Source organism: Streptomyces sp. LARHCF249, from assembly GCF_052871255.1.
The window spans coordinates 51,876-68,469 of record NZ_JBIXJQ010000001.1; the positions used below are offsets into that span (position 1 = coordinate 51,876).

The 16,594-nt window shown below is 67.8% G+C and carries 11 protein-coding genes and 4 pseudogenes; all 15 read right to left on the reverse strand.

The features are described 5' to 3' along the window. Positions 1 to 6 precede the first annotated feature (6 nt). Positions 7 to 513: a S1 RNA-binding domain-containing protein gene (locus tag ACIPUC_RS00240; RefSeq protein ID WP_446585936.1), complete on the reverse strand. Its 507-nt coding sequence runs from the start codon at positions 511 to 513 to the stop codon at positions 7 to 9. A 63-nt stretch (positions 514 to 576) separates the two neighbouring features. Beyond that, positions 577 to 5,196 carry a putative T7SS-secreted protein gene (locus tag ACIPUC_RS00245; protein ID WP_446585937.1) on the reverse strand — a complete coding sequence of 1,540 codons (4,620 nt, stop codon included), beginning with the start codon at positions 5,194 to 5,196 and terminating at the stop codon, positions 577 to 579. Continuing rightward, a complete protein-coding gene (locus ACIPUC_RS00250) occupies positions 5,196 to 5,765 on the reverse strand; it encodes a hypothetical protein (RefSeq protein WP_446585938.1) in 570 nt (189 codons plus the stop codon). Before ACIPUC_RS00250 ends, ACIPUC_RS00245 begins: the two co-directional genes overlap by 1 nt. Positions 5,766 to 6,033: 268 nt before the next feature. Then, complete coding sequence (locus tag ACIPUC_RS00255) at positions 6,034 to 6,408, reverse strand: hypothetical protein (RefSeq protein WP_446586746.1); 375 nt, start codon at positions 6,406 to 6,408, stop codon at positions 6,034 to 6,036. A 36-nt stretch (positions 6,409 to 6,444) separates the two neighbouring features. Then, positions 6,445 to 6,543 (reverse strand): annotated as a pseudogene (locus ACIPUC_RS00260) (ATP-binding protein); the annotation flags it as partial. Between the two features lie 840 nt (positions 6,544 to 7,383). After that, a complete protein-coding gene (locus ACIPUC_RS00265) occupies positions 7,384 to 8,220 on the reverse strand; it encodes a hypothetical protein (RefSeq protein WP_446585939.1) in 837 nt (278 codons plus the stop codon). Positions 8,221 to 8,306: 86 nt separating this feature from the next. Further along, the gene (locus ACIPUC_RS00270; protein ID WP_446585940.1) at positions 8,307 to 8,834 is read right to left on the reverse strand and encodes a SigE family RNA polymerase sigma factor; all 528 of its coding nucleotides are present in this window, start codon (positions 8,832 to 8,834) and stop codon (positions 8,307 to 8,309) included. Positions 8,835 to 9,402: 568 nt separating this feature from the next. Continuing rightward, positions 9,403 to 9,657 (reverse strand): hypothetical protein, encoded by a 255-nt coding sequence (locus tag ACIPUC_RS00275; RefSeq protein WP_446585941.1) that lies wholly within the window; start codon positions 9,655 to 9,657, stop codon positions 9,403 to 9,405. 660 nt (positions 9,658 to 10,317) lie between these two features. After that, positions 10,318 to 11,319 (reverse strand): annotated as a pseudogene (locus tag ACIPUC_RS00280) (IS110 family transposase); the annotation flags it as partial. Then, positions 11,318 to 11,629: pseudogene (locus ACIPUC_RS00285) on the reverse strand (DUF3618 domain-containing protein); the annotation flags it as partial. The pseudogenes ACIPUC_RS00280 and ACIPUC_RS00285, both read right to left, overlap by 2 nt. After that, positions 11,626 to 12,042 (reverse strand): phage holin family protein, encoded by a 417-nt coding sequence (locus tag ACIPUC_RS00290; RefSeq protein WP_446585942.1) that lies wholly within the window; start codon positions 12,040 to 12,042, stop codon positions 11,626 to 11,628. The pseudogene ACIPUC_RS00285 and the gene ACIPUC_RS00290, both read right to left, overlap by 4 nt. An 89-nt stretch (positions 12,043 to 12,131) precedes the next feature. Then, entirely contained in the window at positions 12,132 to 12,326 is a 195-nt protein-coding gene (locus ACIPUC_RS00295) for a YegP family protein (protein WP_446585943.1), read from the reverse strand. 84 nt (positions 12,327 to 12,410) lie between these two features. After that, positions 12,411 to 12,938: a phosphatase PAP2 family protein gene (locus ACIPUC_RS00300; protein ID WP_446585944.1), complete on the reverse strand. Its 528-nt coding sequence runs from the start codon at positions 12,936 to 12,938 to the stop codon at positions 12,411 to 12,413. A gap of 65 nt (positions 12,939 to 13,003) precedes the next feature. Beyond that, the gene (locus tag ACIPUC_RS00305) at positions 13,004 to 14,038 is read right to left on the reverse strand and encodes a YihY/virulence factor BrkB family protein (protein WP_446585945.1); all 1,035 of its coding nucleotides are present in this window, start codon (positions 14,036 to 14,038) and stop codon (positions 13,004 to 13,006) included. A 648-nt stretch (positions 14,039 to 14,686) separates the two neighbouring features. Continuing rightward, positions 14,687 to 15,194, reverse strand: a pseudogene (locus ACIPUC_RS00310) (transposase); the annotation flags it as partial. Positions 15,195 to 16,594: the final 1,400 nt, after the last annotated feature.

The window sequence follows — 16,594 nt, forward strand, 5'->3', positions numbered from 1 at the left end:
CACGGCCTAGCTCGGATGTGCCTGCTGTTCTTCATTTGCGCCATTGACCAGCGAAACACGCACTTGTCGGCGCTGGAGGTTGATGTAGTCGACCCTGACTGCAACTTCATCACCGATTTCAGCGTGCCCGACCCCCACATCAGCCGGACTAGAACCTGACAGAAGGCCTTCGATTCCCGAATGGAGGCGCACAAAAAATCCGATGGGAGTGATTTTAGCGACCTGCCCGAGGCAGGTCTCACCCAGCTGTGTACGTGCAAATTCGACGAAAGGGTCGACAGTAAGATCTTTAATGGAAAGAGAGATATCATTTCGGTCGGGGTCGAAACTCATGAAGACGACCGCGACTTCTTCCCCGACGCTACCGACTTGCGACGGATGATCTACTCTTTTCCATGAAAGGTTGGCCGCAGAGACCCTCCCATGCATCCCTCCGTCGAGAGTGACAGTCAAACAGGAATCATCCACGCCGGAAATTACCCCCCTACACACCTGACCAGGGTCAAGGTCCATGTTCACCTCCACAAAAATCAACGACTTGAAGACAGACGGTAGTACTTTACATCACGCGTGCCATCAATCTTCCCAACGATACCCTTGATAGAAGTTGATCCATTTCTTGTCCTGGATGAACGAATTGAAGTGAGGGATATCCGCCTGATTGATGACCCACTGCCATTCATCCGATCGACCGTCATGCGGGATCCTAAGCTTGGGCCCGTCGGGATGACCACCCGGCGGGAACGCCTCCAAAAATCCCGGCCTCATCACCCACTCATAGTATCCATCTTCCATGATTCCCTGTTCAGCGTATCTCTGTACGACCTTTTCGCTCTCGGCCAGATAGGCCGTTCCAGGGCCACCCTCGGCGGTTGGTGGGTGAAGAGAAGGCTCGAGTCCGTCCGCCTCTAGAGCCTTGTTTCCTCTGTGGGGGGAGCGGTACAGCGTGACTGGCTCCGGGGGGCAATCCTCGGGAGCGAGACCAAGTGGGTCGGCCCAGCTGTGGGGGTTGTGGACGTAGGTGGCCGGGTTGGGGGCCGGATTGAGGCCTAGCGGGTCTGGGGTGAGATAGCGGGCCGTTTCAGGGTCGTACGTGCGGAAGAAGTTTTGGTGGAGGCCCGTTTCGGAATCGAAGTACTGGCCGGGAAAGCGAAGCGGGGTGTAGGCGGTAGCGTCGCGGGTCCAGGTGGTGGACCCCCAGAGGGTGGAGCGGGCACGCCAGGCGATTTGGCCAGACTCGTCGATCAACTCCTTCGGGGTACCTATGAGGTCGGTGACGATGACGAAGAAGCGGTCGTCGGTGGTGCCGAGGTGCCGTTCCGCCTGGGTGAGGGGGTGCAGACCGTCGTGGGTCCAGGTGAGGGTGACCTGACCAGTGGTCTCCTCGCAGAGGGTGGTGCTGTCCCAAGTGAAGAGGGTCTCTTCGAGCACTTCGCCGGTCGGTGCGAGGCGTTGTTTGGCGGTGCGGCGGGAGAGGGCGTCGTAGCGGTAGCGCCAGTGTGTGCCGTCGGGGGTGGTGACAGCCGCCAGGCGGTCCTCCGCGTCCCAGATATAGCGCCACGTGTCCGGCTTGCGGGAGAGACGGGTCTTCTGGCGTAGAAGGGTGCGGCCGAGTGCGTCGTGCTCGTAGCGGACGGTGCCAGCGCGGGTGATCCGCGTGCCGGAGTAGGTGCGAGCGCCGTGGGCTTCGGCGCCGGGGTGGCGGGTAGGCCAGGAGGCACTGGTCTGGTTGCCGGCGTCGTCGTAGGCGTAGTCCTCCGACCAGTTGGCGGCATTCACAGCAGTTACACGGGAGGCTGAGTCTAGGGCGAAGGTGCGCGGGCCGGTGAGTGCGTCGTCGATGGCGGTGACCGCTCCGTCGGCACGGTAGCTGTAGCCGCGGCGCTGGAGGGTACGGCCGTCGTGATGTATGACGTGCTGTTCGGTGGTCCGGCCAAGGGGGTCGTATGCGTGGGTGACTGAGAGGGAATCGTTGAGGGTGCGGGTGAGTTCGCGGCCGGCGGCGTCGCGGGTGAACTGGAGGGTGCGGCCCGAGGTCGTGAGTTCGGCGCGGCGGCCTGTGGCGTCGTACGTCCACCGCGATTCTGCCCCGCTGGGGGTTATGCGGCCCATACGGCGGCCGAGGGCGTCGTACGTGTAGGAGAGGGTGCGGCCGTCCACGGTTTCCGCAAGGAGGCGTCCGTGGGGGTCGCGATGGCGGGTGAGGGTCGTGCCGTCCGAGGAGACGGCTCGGGACATCTCGTCGAACAGGTCGTAGGAGTAGGAGGTGGTGCCATCGGGCGTGTTCTTGCGCAAGAGCTGGGAGAGGGTGTTGTGCTCGTACGTGGTGGTCGCGCCTAGGGCGTTCGTGCGAGTTATCAGGCGGCTGGCCGCGTCGTAGCCATAGGTGAGAGTGCGGTCGTCGAAGTCGGTCTCGGAGGCGAGGCGGCCTGCTGGGTCGTAGGCATACGTCCACGTCAGGCCCTGGGGATTGGTGACGCGCGTGAGGCGTAGTTCGGTGTCGTGGCTGAAGGTGTGGCGGGCGCCGTCTGGGCCGGTGCGGGCGGTGAGGAGGTCGAATTCGCCGTACTCGGAGACCGTTACCCCGCCCGCTGCATCGGTGTGGGTCAGACAGTTGCCCTCGCCGTCGTAGACCCAGGACTCGGTGCTGCCGTCTGGGTTCTGCCGCTGGAGGAGGCGGCCCTCGGTGCTCCAGGTGAGCCGCGTGGTGTAGCCGAGGGGGTCGGTGACGGCGATGGGCCGGCCGAAGGAGTCGCGGGTCCATCGGGTTGTCGCGCCTGTGGGGCCGACAGTCTGAAGAAGCAGACCCGCCGGGTCGCAGAGGATCGTGGTGGTGTGGCCGAGGGCGTCTGTCACTGTGGCGAGGTGACCGCGGGCGTCGTAGGTGAAGTTCGTCGTCGTGCCGTCGGGTGCGGTGACGGATGTGCGCTTTCTTGTCAGGGTGTCGAACGCCTGCTGCGTCACTCTGCCGTCCGTGGCGGTCAGCTTCACCGGGAAGCCCGTTTCGTTGTACTCCGCGCGCGAGAACCGGCCGTCCGGGCGGATAACGGTGGTGAGGCGCCCCTGCTCGTCGTAAGTGAAACGGGTCGTGTGGCCGAGAGGGTCGGTACGGCTCAGCAGGCGGTTGTAGCTGTCGTGGGTGAAGTGGGTTGTGGCTCCGACTGGGTCGATCTCCGCAACGACCTGAGCCTTGTCATTGATCACGTACTGCGTACGGTGGCCGAGGGAGTCGGTGTGGGTGGTAACGCCGTCTTCGTAAGTGAAGCGGACGTTGAGGTGGCCGTTGGTGCCGGACTGGGCGATGCAGCGGTGACGCTCGTCGTAGACGTAGTCGAAGTGGCGGTCGTTGGTGTCGGTCCAGGATGTGATCCGGCCCAGTACGTCGTACCCGAAGCGCAGGGGGCGGCCGGAGGAGTTGGTGACCTCGGTGAGGTGGCCGTCCGTGTAGCCGTAGCGCAGGATCTGGGTGCCGTCGGCGAGGGAGAGGCCGGTTATTCGGCCTTCCGCGGAGGTCATGCGCAGTTCGTAGCCCCCGCTGTGGGAGACCGCGAGGGGAGCGCCCGTGTGCTCGTCGTAGGTGAAGGCGATCCAGGAGCCCGTCCGGTCGTCGATCTGCGAGAGGAGGCCGTCTTCCGAGAAATGGCGGACGAGGCCGGCTTCCGGGTCGGTGACGGTGTACCAGCCGTCGGCGTCGCGGCTCATGGGCAGGCGCCGGCCCATGGCGGGGAGGACGGGTGCGCCGGCCGGTTCGGGGTGCGGGTACTCCAGCAGGCTGCCGTCGGGCTGGACGAGGATGACGCCCTGCGCGTCGATCTCCAGGCGCTGATCGACGGTGGAGGCCCAGGTGGGGCCGAACCAGCGGCCCGAGCGGTACGAGGACTCGAAGGTCCGGCTGAAGACGAGGGAGAGTGAGCCCGGGAGGACCAGATCCGTCTGGGGCAGGAGCATCCGGCCTGTCGCGACGTCGACCGGGTCGTCGAGGCAGGTCTTGCAGTCCTGCTCACGGGAGTTGCCTGCCCTGTCTTCGTTGAGGTTCTCCCGTGTGGTGGGTTTGTGGTCGGGGGCATCGGGCAGATGGGGCGGTTTCGGCAGCTCGCCGTTGGCCAGGCGCCCCAGGGTCGCGCCCCTCCTGAGGGCGCTCGCGCCCGCTCCCAGGCCCTTCGAGGTGGCGGCCTCGAAGATGAACTTCCCGACGCCTTCCTCGGGATCCTTCATGAACGCCTCGTACATGCGGGAGCCCGCAGTCGCGGGGTCGTTCACGGTCGTCATGAGGCCGACCCCCAAACCGCTCAGCTGCATCTTGTACTCGGTCGGATGCATGCGGTTGTATGGGTCGTCGGGGTCGACAGCGCGGAAGAAACTGATCGCTCCCGCCGCGCCCTTCACGATGCCGCCGCCGACGTGTTCGAGGCCGACACCCATACGGAACGCCTCGGACATCAGCTGCGTCTTCGCCGACGGCATCGGCGGGGCGGCATCCCTTACCGTCTCCAGCGCCTGAACCACCGACCGGACCGCCTCATCGCGCTGCCGACGGGCCTCGGCCAGCTTCTCGCGAGCCGCCTTGATGCCCTCCGTGCCGGGGTCGGTAAAGCCCATGGGGCGGGCCGGCAGGGGTTCCTGCTTGGACCGGACCGCGGTCTCGTACGAGTCGACCCACTTGCTGTACGCCTCGTGCGCCGCCTGCGAGGTCTTCACCGCGGTCTTGTACTCGTCGAGTGCCTCTTGGGCGCGGCCCTGCGCCCAATCCACGGTGTCCGCGAAGCGGTTCAGTGCACCGGCCGCGGTCTCAAAGGCGTCCGCGGCCGCGAACCACCGCGGGGGCTGCTTGTGGATCGTGGTCCGGAAGGCTTCTGCGGATGCGCCCTGGATGCCGTCGTCGTCCAGGCCCTTGAGGCCTTGTCCGGTCAGGTCGAAGGCTGCCTGGAAGTCGGTCAGGTGGGAGGCTGTGGCGCGGAGCTTGGAGGCACTGCCGTGGATCAGCTTCTTCGGGTCATCGGTCTGGCCGAGCTCGGATTCGCCGACATCTACTCCGAGGCGGTTCGCGATGGCGTTCGCCCCGGTGCGGACGCCGTTGGCGCCGTCGTGCCAGCCAACGTTCTCCAGGCCGTCCGCGGTCTTGTCGCCCAGCCATTCCAGGCCGTCTCCCAGGGCCTCGCCGCCGGCCTCGAGCCACTCGCCGAGGTCGCGTCCCATCAGTTCCCACCCTCAGTCGCCTGGGCCCGGGCGCGGTCGAGGGCCTCACGGTCCATCCCGGCGTAGTCGGCCGCTCCCTCGACGATCTGGCCGCTGAGGCCCTTGGTCAGCGAGTCCCGCTTGGCCTGGTCCCAGATCTGCTGGAAATCGTCGCGGGCCTTCTGCGCCTCTTCCGTCGCCTCCGGCCGCAACGGCGCCCTGAGTTCGTCCCAGGACTTCTGCTCGGTCTCGTCCTCGCCTGCGTGCGGATTGCCGACCACGGAATTGAGAGCGACCTTGAAGGTTCCTTCGCGGTACTGGTCCTCCTCCCACACCATCCCAGCCGAAAGGTTGAGGTCGGCCGCCAGAGCGCTGGCACCGAGGACAAGCCCGCGCACACCCCACTCCCAGCGCGTGCAGAGCTCCTCGAACACCCCGGCCACCTGACCGTGACCGGCCTCCATGCCGGTCATGGCCAACTTCCCGAAGCCGCCACCGATCGCCGCGGTCCCCGCCGCACTGAACTCACGCAACTCACCGATCGCGGCACGCAGACCGTCCGTGAGGTTCTTGACCGCAACCGGATCCATCTCCAGGTCACTGCCACTGGTTCCCGACAAACTCCCACCCCCAAGATCATCCGCAAGGATACGTAACTTCTCGGAGGAGGTCAGGCACGTAATAGGTCAACGAGCTACATAACCAGTCCCCTACGATCGCACGGTCTCGGCCACGCACTGGGCCCCCGCATCGGACAAGACGAACCGACAGGCCGCCACGGCGGCGACAGGCCCGATTGTGGACGGTCACTCATTTCCCCAGGTCTAACTTCACGTAATTCCCCAGGTGCTGGCCTCGTCAGCGGTCGATCGACCACGCCGCGTCTGCGGGTGGGGCACCCGTTGTGAGGATGTGGGTGACGATCCGCATCGCTTCTGCGAGAGGCACGGTGTCCTCGTCGGGATACTCGTCGTGCTGTCCGTTCGCCAGGACGAAACCGCTGCTCGAGCTGCTGGCGCCGGGACTGAGGGCGTGCTCGCCGGGATCGGCCTCGTCATCGAGGAGCATGACCATCGCGCGGTCGGTGTTGCTGACGATGGCCAGGGAACGGCCGCGCGAGCTCGTCAGCCAGGTCTCGAGCTGCCCAGCTGCGATCCGTTCTTGAAGCACGTCCAGCGCCGTGGCGGCCGAAGCGGGCACGGCGCTGTCAGTGAAGACCCAGGACTCGACCATGCGCACGACCCTCTCACACAGTCTGAGATGGTCGTTCTAGCTGGTCGGCAGCTTGTCCGCCGGGTTCTTGGGGCGCTTGTTCGGGCGGTAGCTGGGGCCGTTCATGATGACCTGGTGGCTGGTGTTGATCATCCGTCGTCGGCCTCCTCATCGCGCTCCGGTTCCTGGCCCTGCGCGGCGTCCCCAAGGCGGACCTGAAGGCCGGCACCCGGCTGCCACCGAGACCCGGCCCCGCCGCCCTCGCCCAGCAGCTCACCTCGCTACTGGGTGCAGTAGCAGTCATCAGCAAGGGTGCTGTGAATGTACGGCGTGGCAGCTCCACGGAAGCCCGACTCTCTGACCGGTCCCCCGGTCCCCCGGTCCCCGGCCCGCGGTCGCGTCGAAGCGGCCTCGGTCCGCAGGCCCGCCGCGACGTTACGGGGGAGGGCCTGCTGGCCGGGGCACCGGTGCGGTGCAACACCACCTTCACCGACCCCGGGCCCAAGTGCGTCGGAGAGCGCCGTACGGTCGTGCCTACTGACGACGCCCGGACGGTGACGCCGGGTCAGGTGGGCTGCCCCCGCGCAGCCCCTGGCCGAGCTCCCCGACAACCTGCCCCGCTTCGCAACACACTTGGAACTCCGCCGCGGGCTGATGTCGCCCGATCCGGCAACAGTGCGGGAGGCATCGCCCGCACCACTGCGGCCGTGGATGCACTGCCGGCCGAAAAGCGCAGCCTGACCCTACCCGCGCTGGTCGCCGAATCCGGGCCTGGCGCCCCCGACCGAGGCGCCGGCCACCCCTACCGGCGCGAGGCGCGACGCGCAGATCTCCACCAGGGCTTGCTCGAACTGGCCTGCAACCTCATATGCCTTCGCCGCCCGCGAACCTCATTCTGAAAACGATCAGTGAGTAGTCCAGTTCATGCCAATCGGGGTGGTAGTCGATGCTCTGCAGCTGCTCCGCTGCCTTCAGATCCCGCAGCGCGTTCGGGGATCAGGGCGTCCGGCCCGGCCGTTCCTGCACGGCCGGGGGCATGTCGTTCAGCGCCGGTTGCCACTTGTCCGAGATGACCACCGCCCTCAACTGGGCCGGGCTCAATGGCGGGTTGGGGCGAGAGGACGTCGTGGTCTCCATCGGCGGAGCGTTCTTTTCGGACAGCTCGACCAGGAACCCCTGCGGGGTCACGAGCGCGGCCCGCCATTCCTTGATGTCTATGGCGGGGTTCTGGGCCGCGTAGCCCTGCTGGGTCAGCAGCATGGAGCCGTCGGCCAGCTGCTCCGTCGTGCAGGCGTCGTCCGGCCGCATATCCTTCTTCGTACAAAGCGTTGCGGTGTTGGCCAGGCTGCCGTTCGGGTCCACCCGGGTCAGGACGAGCCTGATCGCCACTCCGCCCTTGCCGTCGTCGTACACGCCGGCGACTCCCGCGCCTGTGCCGTCGGTACCGTTCGCGTGCTCTACGGACAGAGTCCCTCCCGGCAGCAGCCCCTTGAACACCTCGACCAGCTGTGCGGCGGAGACCGCGCCGGTACCCGTGGGCGGCAGCGGCAGCCCCGGGGCGCCGCCCCCGCCCCCGCCGGACCCTCCGCCCGACGGTTCCGGCGGCGCCGCGATCTCGACCCGGCCCGTTCCGTCCAGCAGCCCCCCGGCGTAGGCACCGACCGCGCCGATCAGGGCCAGAGACAGCACCGATCCGCCGATCACGGCGGCCCGGCGGCGGGCCACGAGCCGCCGTCCGCGCCGCTCACCGGCTTCCACCAGGGCGTGCCGGTCGGCCGTGAAACCGTCCCCCGCACGCCGGAGGGCTTCGCCGAGCTCGTCTTCAAAGGGCATGGGGAACCAAACCTTCCGTTCTCAGGGGGAGTGCAGAGGACCACACCGGCACGGGGCCGCCCACCGGCGGCCTGCCATTTCCGTTCTCAAAGGCCCGCGAACTCACTGATGCTGCCGCCCAGTTGCTCCCTGAGCCGGCCGAGCGCCCGCGAGGTCCTGGTACGGACCGCCGCCGAGCTGGTGTTCATCGCATCGGCGGTCGCCTCGATGCTGCGGTCCTCCCAGTACCGCAGCACGAGCACCGCCCGGTCCTTGGGCGCGAGCCGCCCCAGGGCCTCCAGCAGCGTCAGCCGCAACGCCGGATCGCCGGACCCGGACCCGGATCCGGCGGCAGCCGCACCCGACTCGGGGAACTCCCCGACCGGGCGCTCTCCCGCGGACCGCCGGCGCTGGTGGGTCAGGAAGGCCCGTACCAGCACGGTCTGTGCGTACGCCGCCGGATTGTCGATACGCGAAACACGCCCCCAGAGCAGGTACATCCTGCCCAGGGTCTCCTGCACGAGGTCCTCCGCGAGATGGGTGTCCCCGCTGGTCAGCAGACAGGCCGACCGGTACAGGTGCCCCGATCTGCCCTCCGCGAACTCACGGAACCCGTCTCCGCGACCCTGCCGCATCTACTCCCCCTCGCGTCGTCTCACCCCATCGACGCGACGGAGACCGAGAAATGTTTCACCGGAGTTCGTGGAAGTAGTCGCGGAACTCCTCGCGCACGAAGCCCTCCGCCTCGTACAACCCCTGCGCGACCGTGTTGTCGTACGCGGTCTCCAGCTGCACCCCGGCCACCCCGGCCTCCCTGGATGCCACGCAGACCGGACAGGGGCCGGCCGGTACCGCGGATTCCCTCGCCGCCCGCTACGACATCAGCACCCGCACCGCCGAACGCCTCATCGCCAAAGCCCGCGCCGCCCACACCGCTTGACCTCCCGCAGCCATACACCCGCCCGCCGCCACCCCGGCCAGCTGAGCTGGGCTTGAAGGTCGCCAGTGACTCCCGAGTCTGGCTCTGTTCACGAGAACCGGCTCTGGCTCAGTTTGCCTTGTCTGTGAGGGCGTCTACGAGTTGGTCTGGGTCATGGTGGAGCGGCCGGGCACGTGGGCGGCTGCGGCCTTCTTGTAGAGCTCCGCCTTCGTCAGGGACTGAAGTGACTCGGCCTTGGAGCTGACGCGCTTCTTCGCCGCAGGCTACTTCCTCTGCGGCCTTGCCGTGGTAGTGGCCTTCTCGCGGGTGTGCTTGGGGCTGCGGGCCCGCTCAACGCTGGCGCGCAGGGCTTCCATGAGGTCGACGGCGCCGGTGGCCTTGGCCGGGGGCTCGGCCTTCTCGACGCTCTCGCCGGCCTTCTTCGCCTCGATGAGCCCGGCGACCTTCTCCTGGAAGGTGTCGTGGAAGGTCTCGGGGTCCCAGTCCATTGCGAGGGCGCTGATCAGCTGCTCGGCCATTTTCATCTCCTGCTCGGAGACCTTCGTGGCTCTGGGAAGGTTGGGGATTTCCTTGCGGGGGTCCCGCATCTCGTCCGCCCAGTGCAGACTCCTCAATGCCGATGTCAAACCGCAGCGGGTGCTGACGAACAGGGTTACGCAGCTGACTCAACGCTCACCGCGATGGCTCGTCTCCGAAGGTGAACCGCCAGGACCTCCATCTCGACGAGCGTGCCGATGAGTCCGCTCCCGGCGAGTTCCTCGGCCTGCGCGCGTGCTTCCCCCAGGTCGCGTGCTTCCCCCAGGTACAGTTCTCGAGCACTGCGGAGGGCCTGCAGCACGGGAACGAGGTTCGGCACGTCTCCAGACAGGCGAAGCCTCGCGGGCCCATGCGCTTTCAGCAGAGCTTGCCGAATGTGCTCGGGCGTGACGGGACCGCTGTCTTGCTCGCACCACCCATGAGGGCAGTCCGCGCATCGGCCTTCGGTGCCCCAGCGGAGCATGCCACGGTCGAAGAATTGACCGATGTCGAAGGTCGTGATACCTCCGCAGGCGCTGCAGCGGCCTGTGACCTGTACTCCTTGCGTGATCACAGGGGGCTCCTCAGGGTCATTGGTCCATGCTGATGCGATCCTCCCGGAGAAGCCGGTTTTCGTCGACCAGATTGACGAGCGGCGAGCCCTAATGGGCAGTCCCTGCTGGTGGCGTGAGTTCGTAGTGCCGCTGGTCTCGGAGAAGTGCCCACAGTACGTTGACTCGTCGCCGGGCCAGCGCCAGGACTGCTTGGGAGTGCCTCTTGCCCTCGGCTCGTTTGCGGTCGTAGTACCGGCGTGATTCCGAGCAGCAGGTGATGCTGCTCATGGCTGCCAGGAACAGGGCGCGTCGCAGACGTCGGTGGTATCGCTTGGGGCGGTGACGATTGCCGCTGACCTTGCCTGAGTCTCGGGGAGCCGGTGCCAGTCCGGCGTAGGTCGCCAGGCGATCAGGGCTGCCGAAGAGATCCATGTCGCCACCGATGGCGGCCAGGATCTCGGCTCCGAGCAGGTTGCCGATCCCGGGCATGCTGGCGCCGATGGCGGCTTGCTTGTGGGCGCGGAAGGAAGCCTCGATCTGCCGGTCGATCTCGCTGATCTTCTCGTTGAGCACGATCACTTCACGGGCGAGCGTGGCGACCATCACTGCGACCGTCTTCTCTCCGGCAACGCTGGTGTGCTGCCGCTCGGAGGCCTCCATGGCGGTGCGGGCCAGGGCCCCGCACCAGCGGAGCTTTCGGTTCCGGAGCCACTGTTCGAGGCGGCTGGCGCCGAGCCGGCGGATGGCGGCTGGTGTCTGGTAGCCGGTGAGGAGCACCAGGGGACCGTGGTTGCCCAGGTCGAGGGCGCGCTCGAAAGCAGGGAAGATGCCGGTCAGGAGGCCACGAAGGCGGTTGACCGCTCGGGTTCGGTCGCAGACCAGGTCGGCACGGCGGCCGGTGAACAGCTGGAGCTCGATGATGGCTTCGTCGCCGGGCCTGATCGGCTGCAGATCGCGGCACATGCGGGCTTGGTCGGCGATGACGTGTGCGTCGCGGGCATCGGTCTTGCCCTCCCCGCGGTAGCCGGCCGTGGCCCGGTTCACGGTCCGGCCGGGGATGTAGAGCACCTGCTGGTCGTGGTTCAGCAGGAGAGCGATGACGAGAGCGGGCGCGTGCCGCGCTGTAGCGGACTTGGGCCGCGGCATGGGCTGCCTTGTCGAGGACCGGGTCGGGGGTCTTGTCCTTCACCAGCTGCGCGGCCTGCGCTGCCTTCTCCCGGAGCTGGTCGGTTACGTGGGTGGCCTTCTCGGCGGCCTGCCCCTTGAGCTCGGCTGCCTTCTCCTTGGCCTGGGCCTTGACGTCGGGCTTGGCGGCCAGCGCCTCCACGGTCTGGCCGAGCTCGTAACGGGTGTGCTCGACCTGCTCGCGCAGTTCCTCAGGGGTGGGCGCGGATTCCTCGCCTTGGGGGTGATTGGTCATCGGTGTGTCTTCTCCTTGATCTCGGCGACGTCGGCCCTGACGCTGTCGACGGCCTGCTCGGGTGCAGGTGTACCGGCCTTGGCGATCTGCTTCTTCCCGACGGCAGCCATGACTGCGGCGACCGCCGCCAGCAGGGCGGCGATGATCAGAGCCGAGGCCCACACCGGCAGGAGCAGGGCGAGGACGGCGATCACGGCGCCGACCAAGGCCTGCGCGGCGAGGAAGCCGACCAGGCCGGCGCCGCCGAACAGGCCGCCCCCCATACCGAAACGCTTGCCCTTCTGAGTCATCTCCGCCCGGGCCAGCTGCATCTCTTCTCGTACCAGTTCGGAGATCTGCTGCGACGCTCGTGAGACGAGATCGCCCACCGATTCCTCGGTACTGCTGTGACCCGGCCGTCCAACGGCGCTCATGGATCCTCACCTTCCTCCGGGCTGGGGCTCTTCGGAGCGATGGCTGCACGATGACGGCCACCGGTCTCGCTCCTGGGTTGCCGTGCCGGTCAGCGGTCCTGATCGGTACCGGTGGTGTCCTGGATGGGGGCGGCGGCGTTGCGTTTGACGGAGTCGATGCCGTTCCGGCAGGCACGATGGCTTTCGTAGTGCTCGCTCGTCGCGATGACCTGCCCGTTCGTTGCAATCAGAACGAAGTGATAGCCCTTGGCGGGCTGATGCCGGACCTCGAAACGAGCCGCCATGACAGACCCCTCTGCTGAAATGCGCACGCTGCTGTACGGCTCGCCTACCCCGCGACCTGCCGGTCACCCGCCTGCGACTCGTGATCATCCCACTGGGCGGATAAGGATGCGGGGCGCCACCCGGACCAAGCCGGCGGCCGCGACGCCGATCGCAGCGCCGACTGCGACGTCGGAGGGGTAGTGCGCGCCGCTGTGGACCCGCTCGAGGGCCACCAGCACGGTCGGTACAGCGCAGGCGGCACCTGCCCAGGGCCAGGAGGGCGCGACGGCCACGGTGAACGCCACACCGGCGGCGGTGTGCCCGGAGGGGAAGGAAGAGCTGTCAGGCCGGTCCTCGACGTCGTCGTGGGGGATCCACTCCTGCGGCGGCCGGCGCCGCTCGACGAGCTGCTTCGCGACCCCGTTGGACAGCTCCGCCACCGCCATCCCCGCGACACCAGCGGCCGCGGCCCTGCGGCCCCGCCAGCCACCTCCGGCCGCCGTGATCACGGCGGCCGCCCACCACAGCTTCGTGTGCTCGGCCGCTTCCTCGACCGGAGGCAGCAACCGGCGGGTCCAGGCAGAGTCCCAGGCGGCCATACGCCGGGTCAGCCGGTGATCACCGCCTCGCATCGCGGCCAGGATTCCCATGCTGTGGCCTTTTCCCGCCCGTCGCCCGGGGCCGTTCCACACGGTGCTCACTCCAGGCGGCGGCGGTCTTCATCACTCCACTTCCGCGTGTCCCGGGGCTCGACATAGGGCTCCTCGCCCTCGGGGTGGCCGCCGGCGATGGCGCGCTGGCGGACCGTCTCGGCGTCGAACTCCAGGCCCAGCAGGATGGCGAGATTGGTGATCCACAGCCACACCAGGAAGATGATCACTCCGGCGAGGGTGCCGTACGTCTTGTTGTAGGAGCCGAAGTTCGCGACGTAGAACGCGAAGCCGGCCGAGGCGATCATCCAGATCACCAGCGCCAGGAAGCTCCCGGGGGTGACCCACTTGAATCCGCGGCCCTTGGTGTTCGGAGCTGCCCAGTAAAGGATCGCGATCATGATGGTGACGAGCAGGGCCAGGACAGGCCACTTCGCGATCGACCACACCGTCATCGCCGTGTCACCCGCCCCGAGGGCGGCGCCGGCCTGGCGGGCCAGGCCGCCGCTGAAGACGACGATCAGCGCGCTGGCGACCGCGAGGACCATCAGTGTGACGGTCAGCGCCAGGCGCAGCGGCAGAACCTTCCACACCGGGCGCCCCTCGGGCATGTCGTAGACGGCATTCGAGGTGCGGATGAACGCGGCTATGTAGCCCGAGGCTGACCAGATCGCGACGGCCAGGCCGACGATCGCCAGGAGCGATCCGATACCTGCGTTGCCCTGGAGCTGCTGGATGGCATTGCTGATCACATCGCGGGCCGAGCCGGGAGTGAGCTTCTGGAGGTTGTCCAGCACCTGCTGGGTCGTTGTCTCACCCGCGATGCCCAGCAGTGACACCAGCACCAGCAGGGCCGGGAAGAGAGCCAGGATGCCGTAATACGTCAGCGCGGCAGCGCGGTCGGCGAGCTCATCGTCCTTGAATTCCTTGAGCGTGCCGCGTAGCACTGCCATCCATGACCGCCTGGGCATATCCGAGAGCTGATCCGGAGCCCGCTCTTCCACCTGCTCATCCGGACCCGCGCGCCCCGCACCCAGCGGCTCGCGATCGTCACCGTGCTCTGGCTTCGGTGTGCGTGTCATACCCGGCGGCTTTCCACTCACGCCCGTCTCATGCCCGACCTCGCGACTGGTGGTGTGGCGGGTTTCGTGTCGGCAAGGAGGTTCGTCCCCGTCTGCAGGGGTGCGAGCCACGCCGCTCACGCGGCCCCGGGTAACGGCATTCGCCCCACGACCACCCCAGGCCGTCGCCTGCCCTCCCCACTTCAGCGAGCCTCGCACCGGCCTCGGGGAGGGCCACGCAGGATGGAGGCCCGCAGGCACCGACGCGTGCGGGCGGCGGGAGGAACGCATTGATCACTGTCGAGGTTCAGCACTGCGGCAGCTCGGTCCTGGTCTGCGCTAGCGGGGAACTCGACGGGGAGGCGGACGAGACCGCTCCAGCAGGCGCTGGACGGTGTCACCGCCTGCGAGCGAGACCTCCTGGTGGACCTGCACGGTGTCACGGTCATGAACTCCGACGGCCTGCTGCACCTCCTGGGCCTGCACCGGCGCGCGGAGTGCCTGGGCCTGCGGGTCCTGGCCACCGGCTGGCAGCCCCATCCCCAGCAGCTCATGGCCGAGGTGGCCGGCATGCCGGGGTCCGGCTCGGCGACCGGAGAGCGGTACGCGCTCGCGGGCTTCCGCCGGCTCATCGAGGACCAGGCGCAGCGCGCCCGGGACCGTACGGGTGTGCTTGGGCGGGCGTCCGCCTTGAGGCGGGCAGATCCACGGCACCGGTACCGGCTTGCGCATCACCCGGTCCGAGCGCAGTCGGCCCAGCACCTCGACCGGCAGATCACTCAGGAGGTGGGCGATGCGGGGTGCGTCGTAGCCGGCGTCGAGGACCACCAAGATGTTCGGCGCCCCTGCCTGCCACTGGCAGGCTTCCACGAGGCGTTCGACGACGTCGCGGATCTGGTCGGCGGTGACCGCGGCCAAGTCGGCGCCGGGCACCGCCGGATCGCGTCCAGCAGGGCCGTCCATGAGGTCCGGCCCGTCTCCAAGACGGCGACGATCGAGTAGGGCCAGCCGGGCACCATCTGATGTTTGCCCAGGCGCCGAAGGTATGACAGAAGGAGCGGTCCGCGCACGCATCGGCATCCGGCCGCAGCCACGGGGAGACGTCCACAGCCAGCACCAGGCGGCCGTCACGCGCCCGGGGCAACGGCACGCTGGCCAGTGCACGACGTAGCCGAGAGCAGCCGGCCCACCGCCGCAGGCCGCACCCCCACCCGCACCGTCTCAGGAAGACCGCCGCCCAGCTCCCCCGCCGCCCCACACCAATCCGCCGGACCAGACCGCTACCAGGAACAAGCCTCACGGCCGGCACACCAGCCATAGATAAGAAGCACCGTTTCCATGGCAGCGAAGACCGAGGTGGTGTACCGCCCCATGACAGTGACAACCACCCGAACACCACTCACACGTCAGCAACTGCCAAGCCCCTGGCCAACCGACCAGCACAGACACACCCGCCTGACAACCCGTCACTGCCAACACCCACTGACACCAAACCGGCGCATCGCAGGCGCGTTTGTGTTCGTTCTGCTAGCGGATGTCGATGCACCAATAGGTTGATCTCTTCACAGGACACTCAAGGTGGTGAATCTACGGACCGATGTTGCCGAGGAAACGGAAATTCCTTTCGGAACGTCACTCGTTCCTCCTCAAGGAGCACCTATGGGCACGCTTGGTCCTCTCCCCCGAAAGGGGAAAAGGGTTGCCTGCGGCGCGATGGCATCGCTGTTTCTCGTGATGCTGGGCTTCAACAGTGCTGCGCTGGCGTCGACTCCGTACGAGTCGACGGCTGCGGTGAGCCAGGCAGACCCCGGACCCGAGGGCTGTCCGCCGTGGCGGCACAACTGTGAAGACGGGCCGGGCGCGATCGGCCCGACCGGGCCCACGGGCCCGACGGGTGCCACCGGCCCTCAGGGCGAGCCCGGCGAACAGGGTGAGCCGGGTCCGACCGGGGCAACGGGCCCGACCGGTCCCGCCGGTGGAGCAACCGGTGCCACTGGTCCGACGGGCCCTGCGGGCGCCACAGGTCCGACGGGGCCGACCGGGCCCCCGGGAATGGATGGCGCGGGCGCGACAGGCGCTACCGGCGCGACGGGCGCCACCGGAGCCACGGGCGCGACGGGCGGCAGCGGCCCTATCAGCACACACCAGGTAATCGGCAACGGCACAACGACACCGCCGGGCAATTTCGGGGCGGCTCGTGTCGTGTGTCCGGCCGGCGAGGTCGCGATTAGCGGCGGTTTCGTCACGGGGGCGGACGTCATTCCCATTGATTCTCGCCGGGGCACCACCAACGCGCCCGGCGACAGCTGGCTAATCGACTACCACAACGACAGCACTACCGTCAGGGGAGGCGCCGCCCGCGCGATTTGCTCACCCGACGCGACAGCAAGCGGTGATTCTTTTTGACGGCCTAACGTACCCCGCCGCGCTAAGCGGGCACTGAGTACGCTGAGGAGCCGGGGGCCCTCGCCGCGCGCCGGCCTCCCTGCCCGAGCCGCCCACGTGGCTGATCGAGCGGGGGGTCGGAGCGGGCTGGCTGCCAGTCCGCCCGCACGCCGGGGACTGCTGGGACGCTGG

Bases quoted from the DNA above. Each gene is read 5' to 3' on its own strand.
- ACIPUC_RS00240 (WP_446585936.1), bottom strand. From the start codon at position 513: ATGGACCTTGACCCTGGTCAGGTGTGTAGGGGGGTAATTTCCGGCGTG.
- ACIPUC_RS00245 (WP_446585937.1), bottom strand. From the start codon at position 5,196: ATGGGACGCGACCTCGGCGAGTGGCTCGAGGCCGGCGGCGAGGCCCTG.
- ACIPUC_RS00250 (WP_446585938.1), bottom strand. From the start codon at position 5,765: ATGGATCCGGTTGCGGTCAAGAACCTCACGGACGGTCTGCGTGCCGCG.
- ACIPUC_RS00255 (WP_446586746.1), bottom strand. From the start codon at position 6,408: ATGGTCGAGTCCTGGGTCTTCACTGACAGCGCCGTGCCCGCTTCGGCC.
- ACIPUC_RS00265 (WP_446585939.1), bottom strand. From the start codon at position 8,220: ATGCCCTTTGAAGACGAGCTCGGCGAAGCCCTCCGGCGTGCGGGGGAC.
- ACIPUC_RS00270 (WP_446585940.1), bottom strand. From the start codon at position 8,834: ATGCGGCAGGGTCGCGGAGACGGGTTCCGTGAGTTCGCGGAGGGCAGA.
- ACIPUC_RS00275 (WP_446585941.1), bottom strand. From the start codon at position 9,657: ATGGCCGAGCAGCTGATCAGCGCCCTCGCAATGGACTGGGACCCCGAG.
- ACIPUC_RS00290 (WP_446585942.1), bottom strand. From the start codon at position 12,042: ATGAGCGCCGTTGGACGGCCGGGTCACAGCAGTACCGAGGAATCGGTG.
- ACIPUC_RS00295 (WP_446585943.1), bottom strand. From the start codon at position 12,326: ATGGCGGCTCGTTTCGAGGTCCGGCATCAGCCCGCCAAGGGCTATCAC.
- ACIPUC_RS00300 (WP_446585944.1), bottom strand. From the start codon at position 12,938: ATGCGAGGCGGTGATCACCGGCTGACCCGGCGTATGGCCGCCTGGGAC.
- ACIPUC_RS00305 (WP_446585945.1), bottom strand. From the start codon at position 14,038: ATGACACGCACACCGAAGCCAGAGCACGGTGACGATCGCGAGCCGCTG.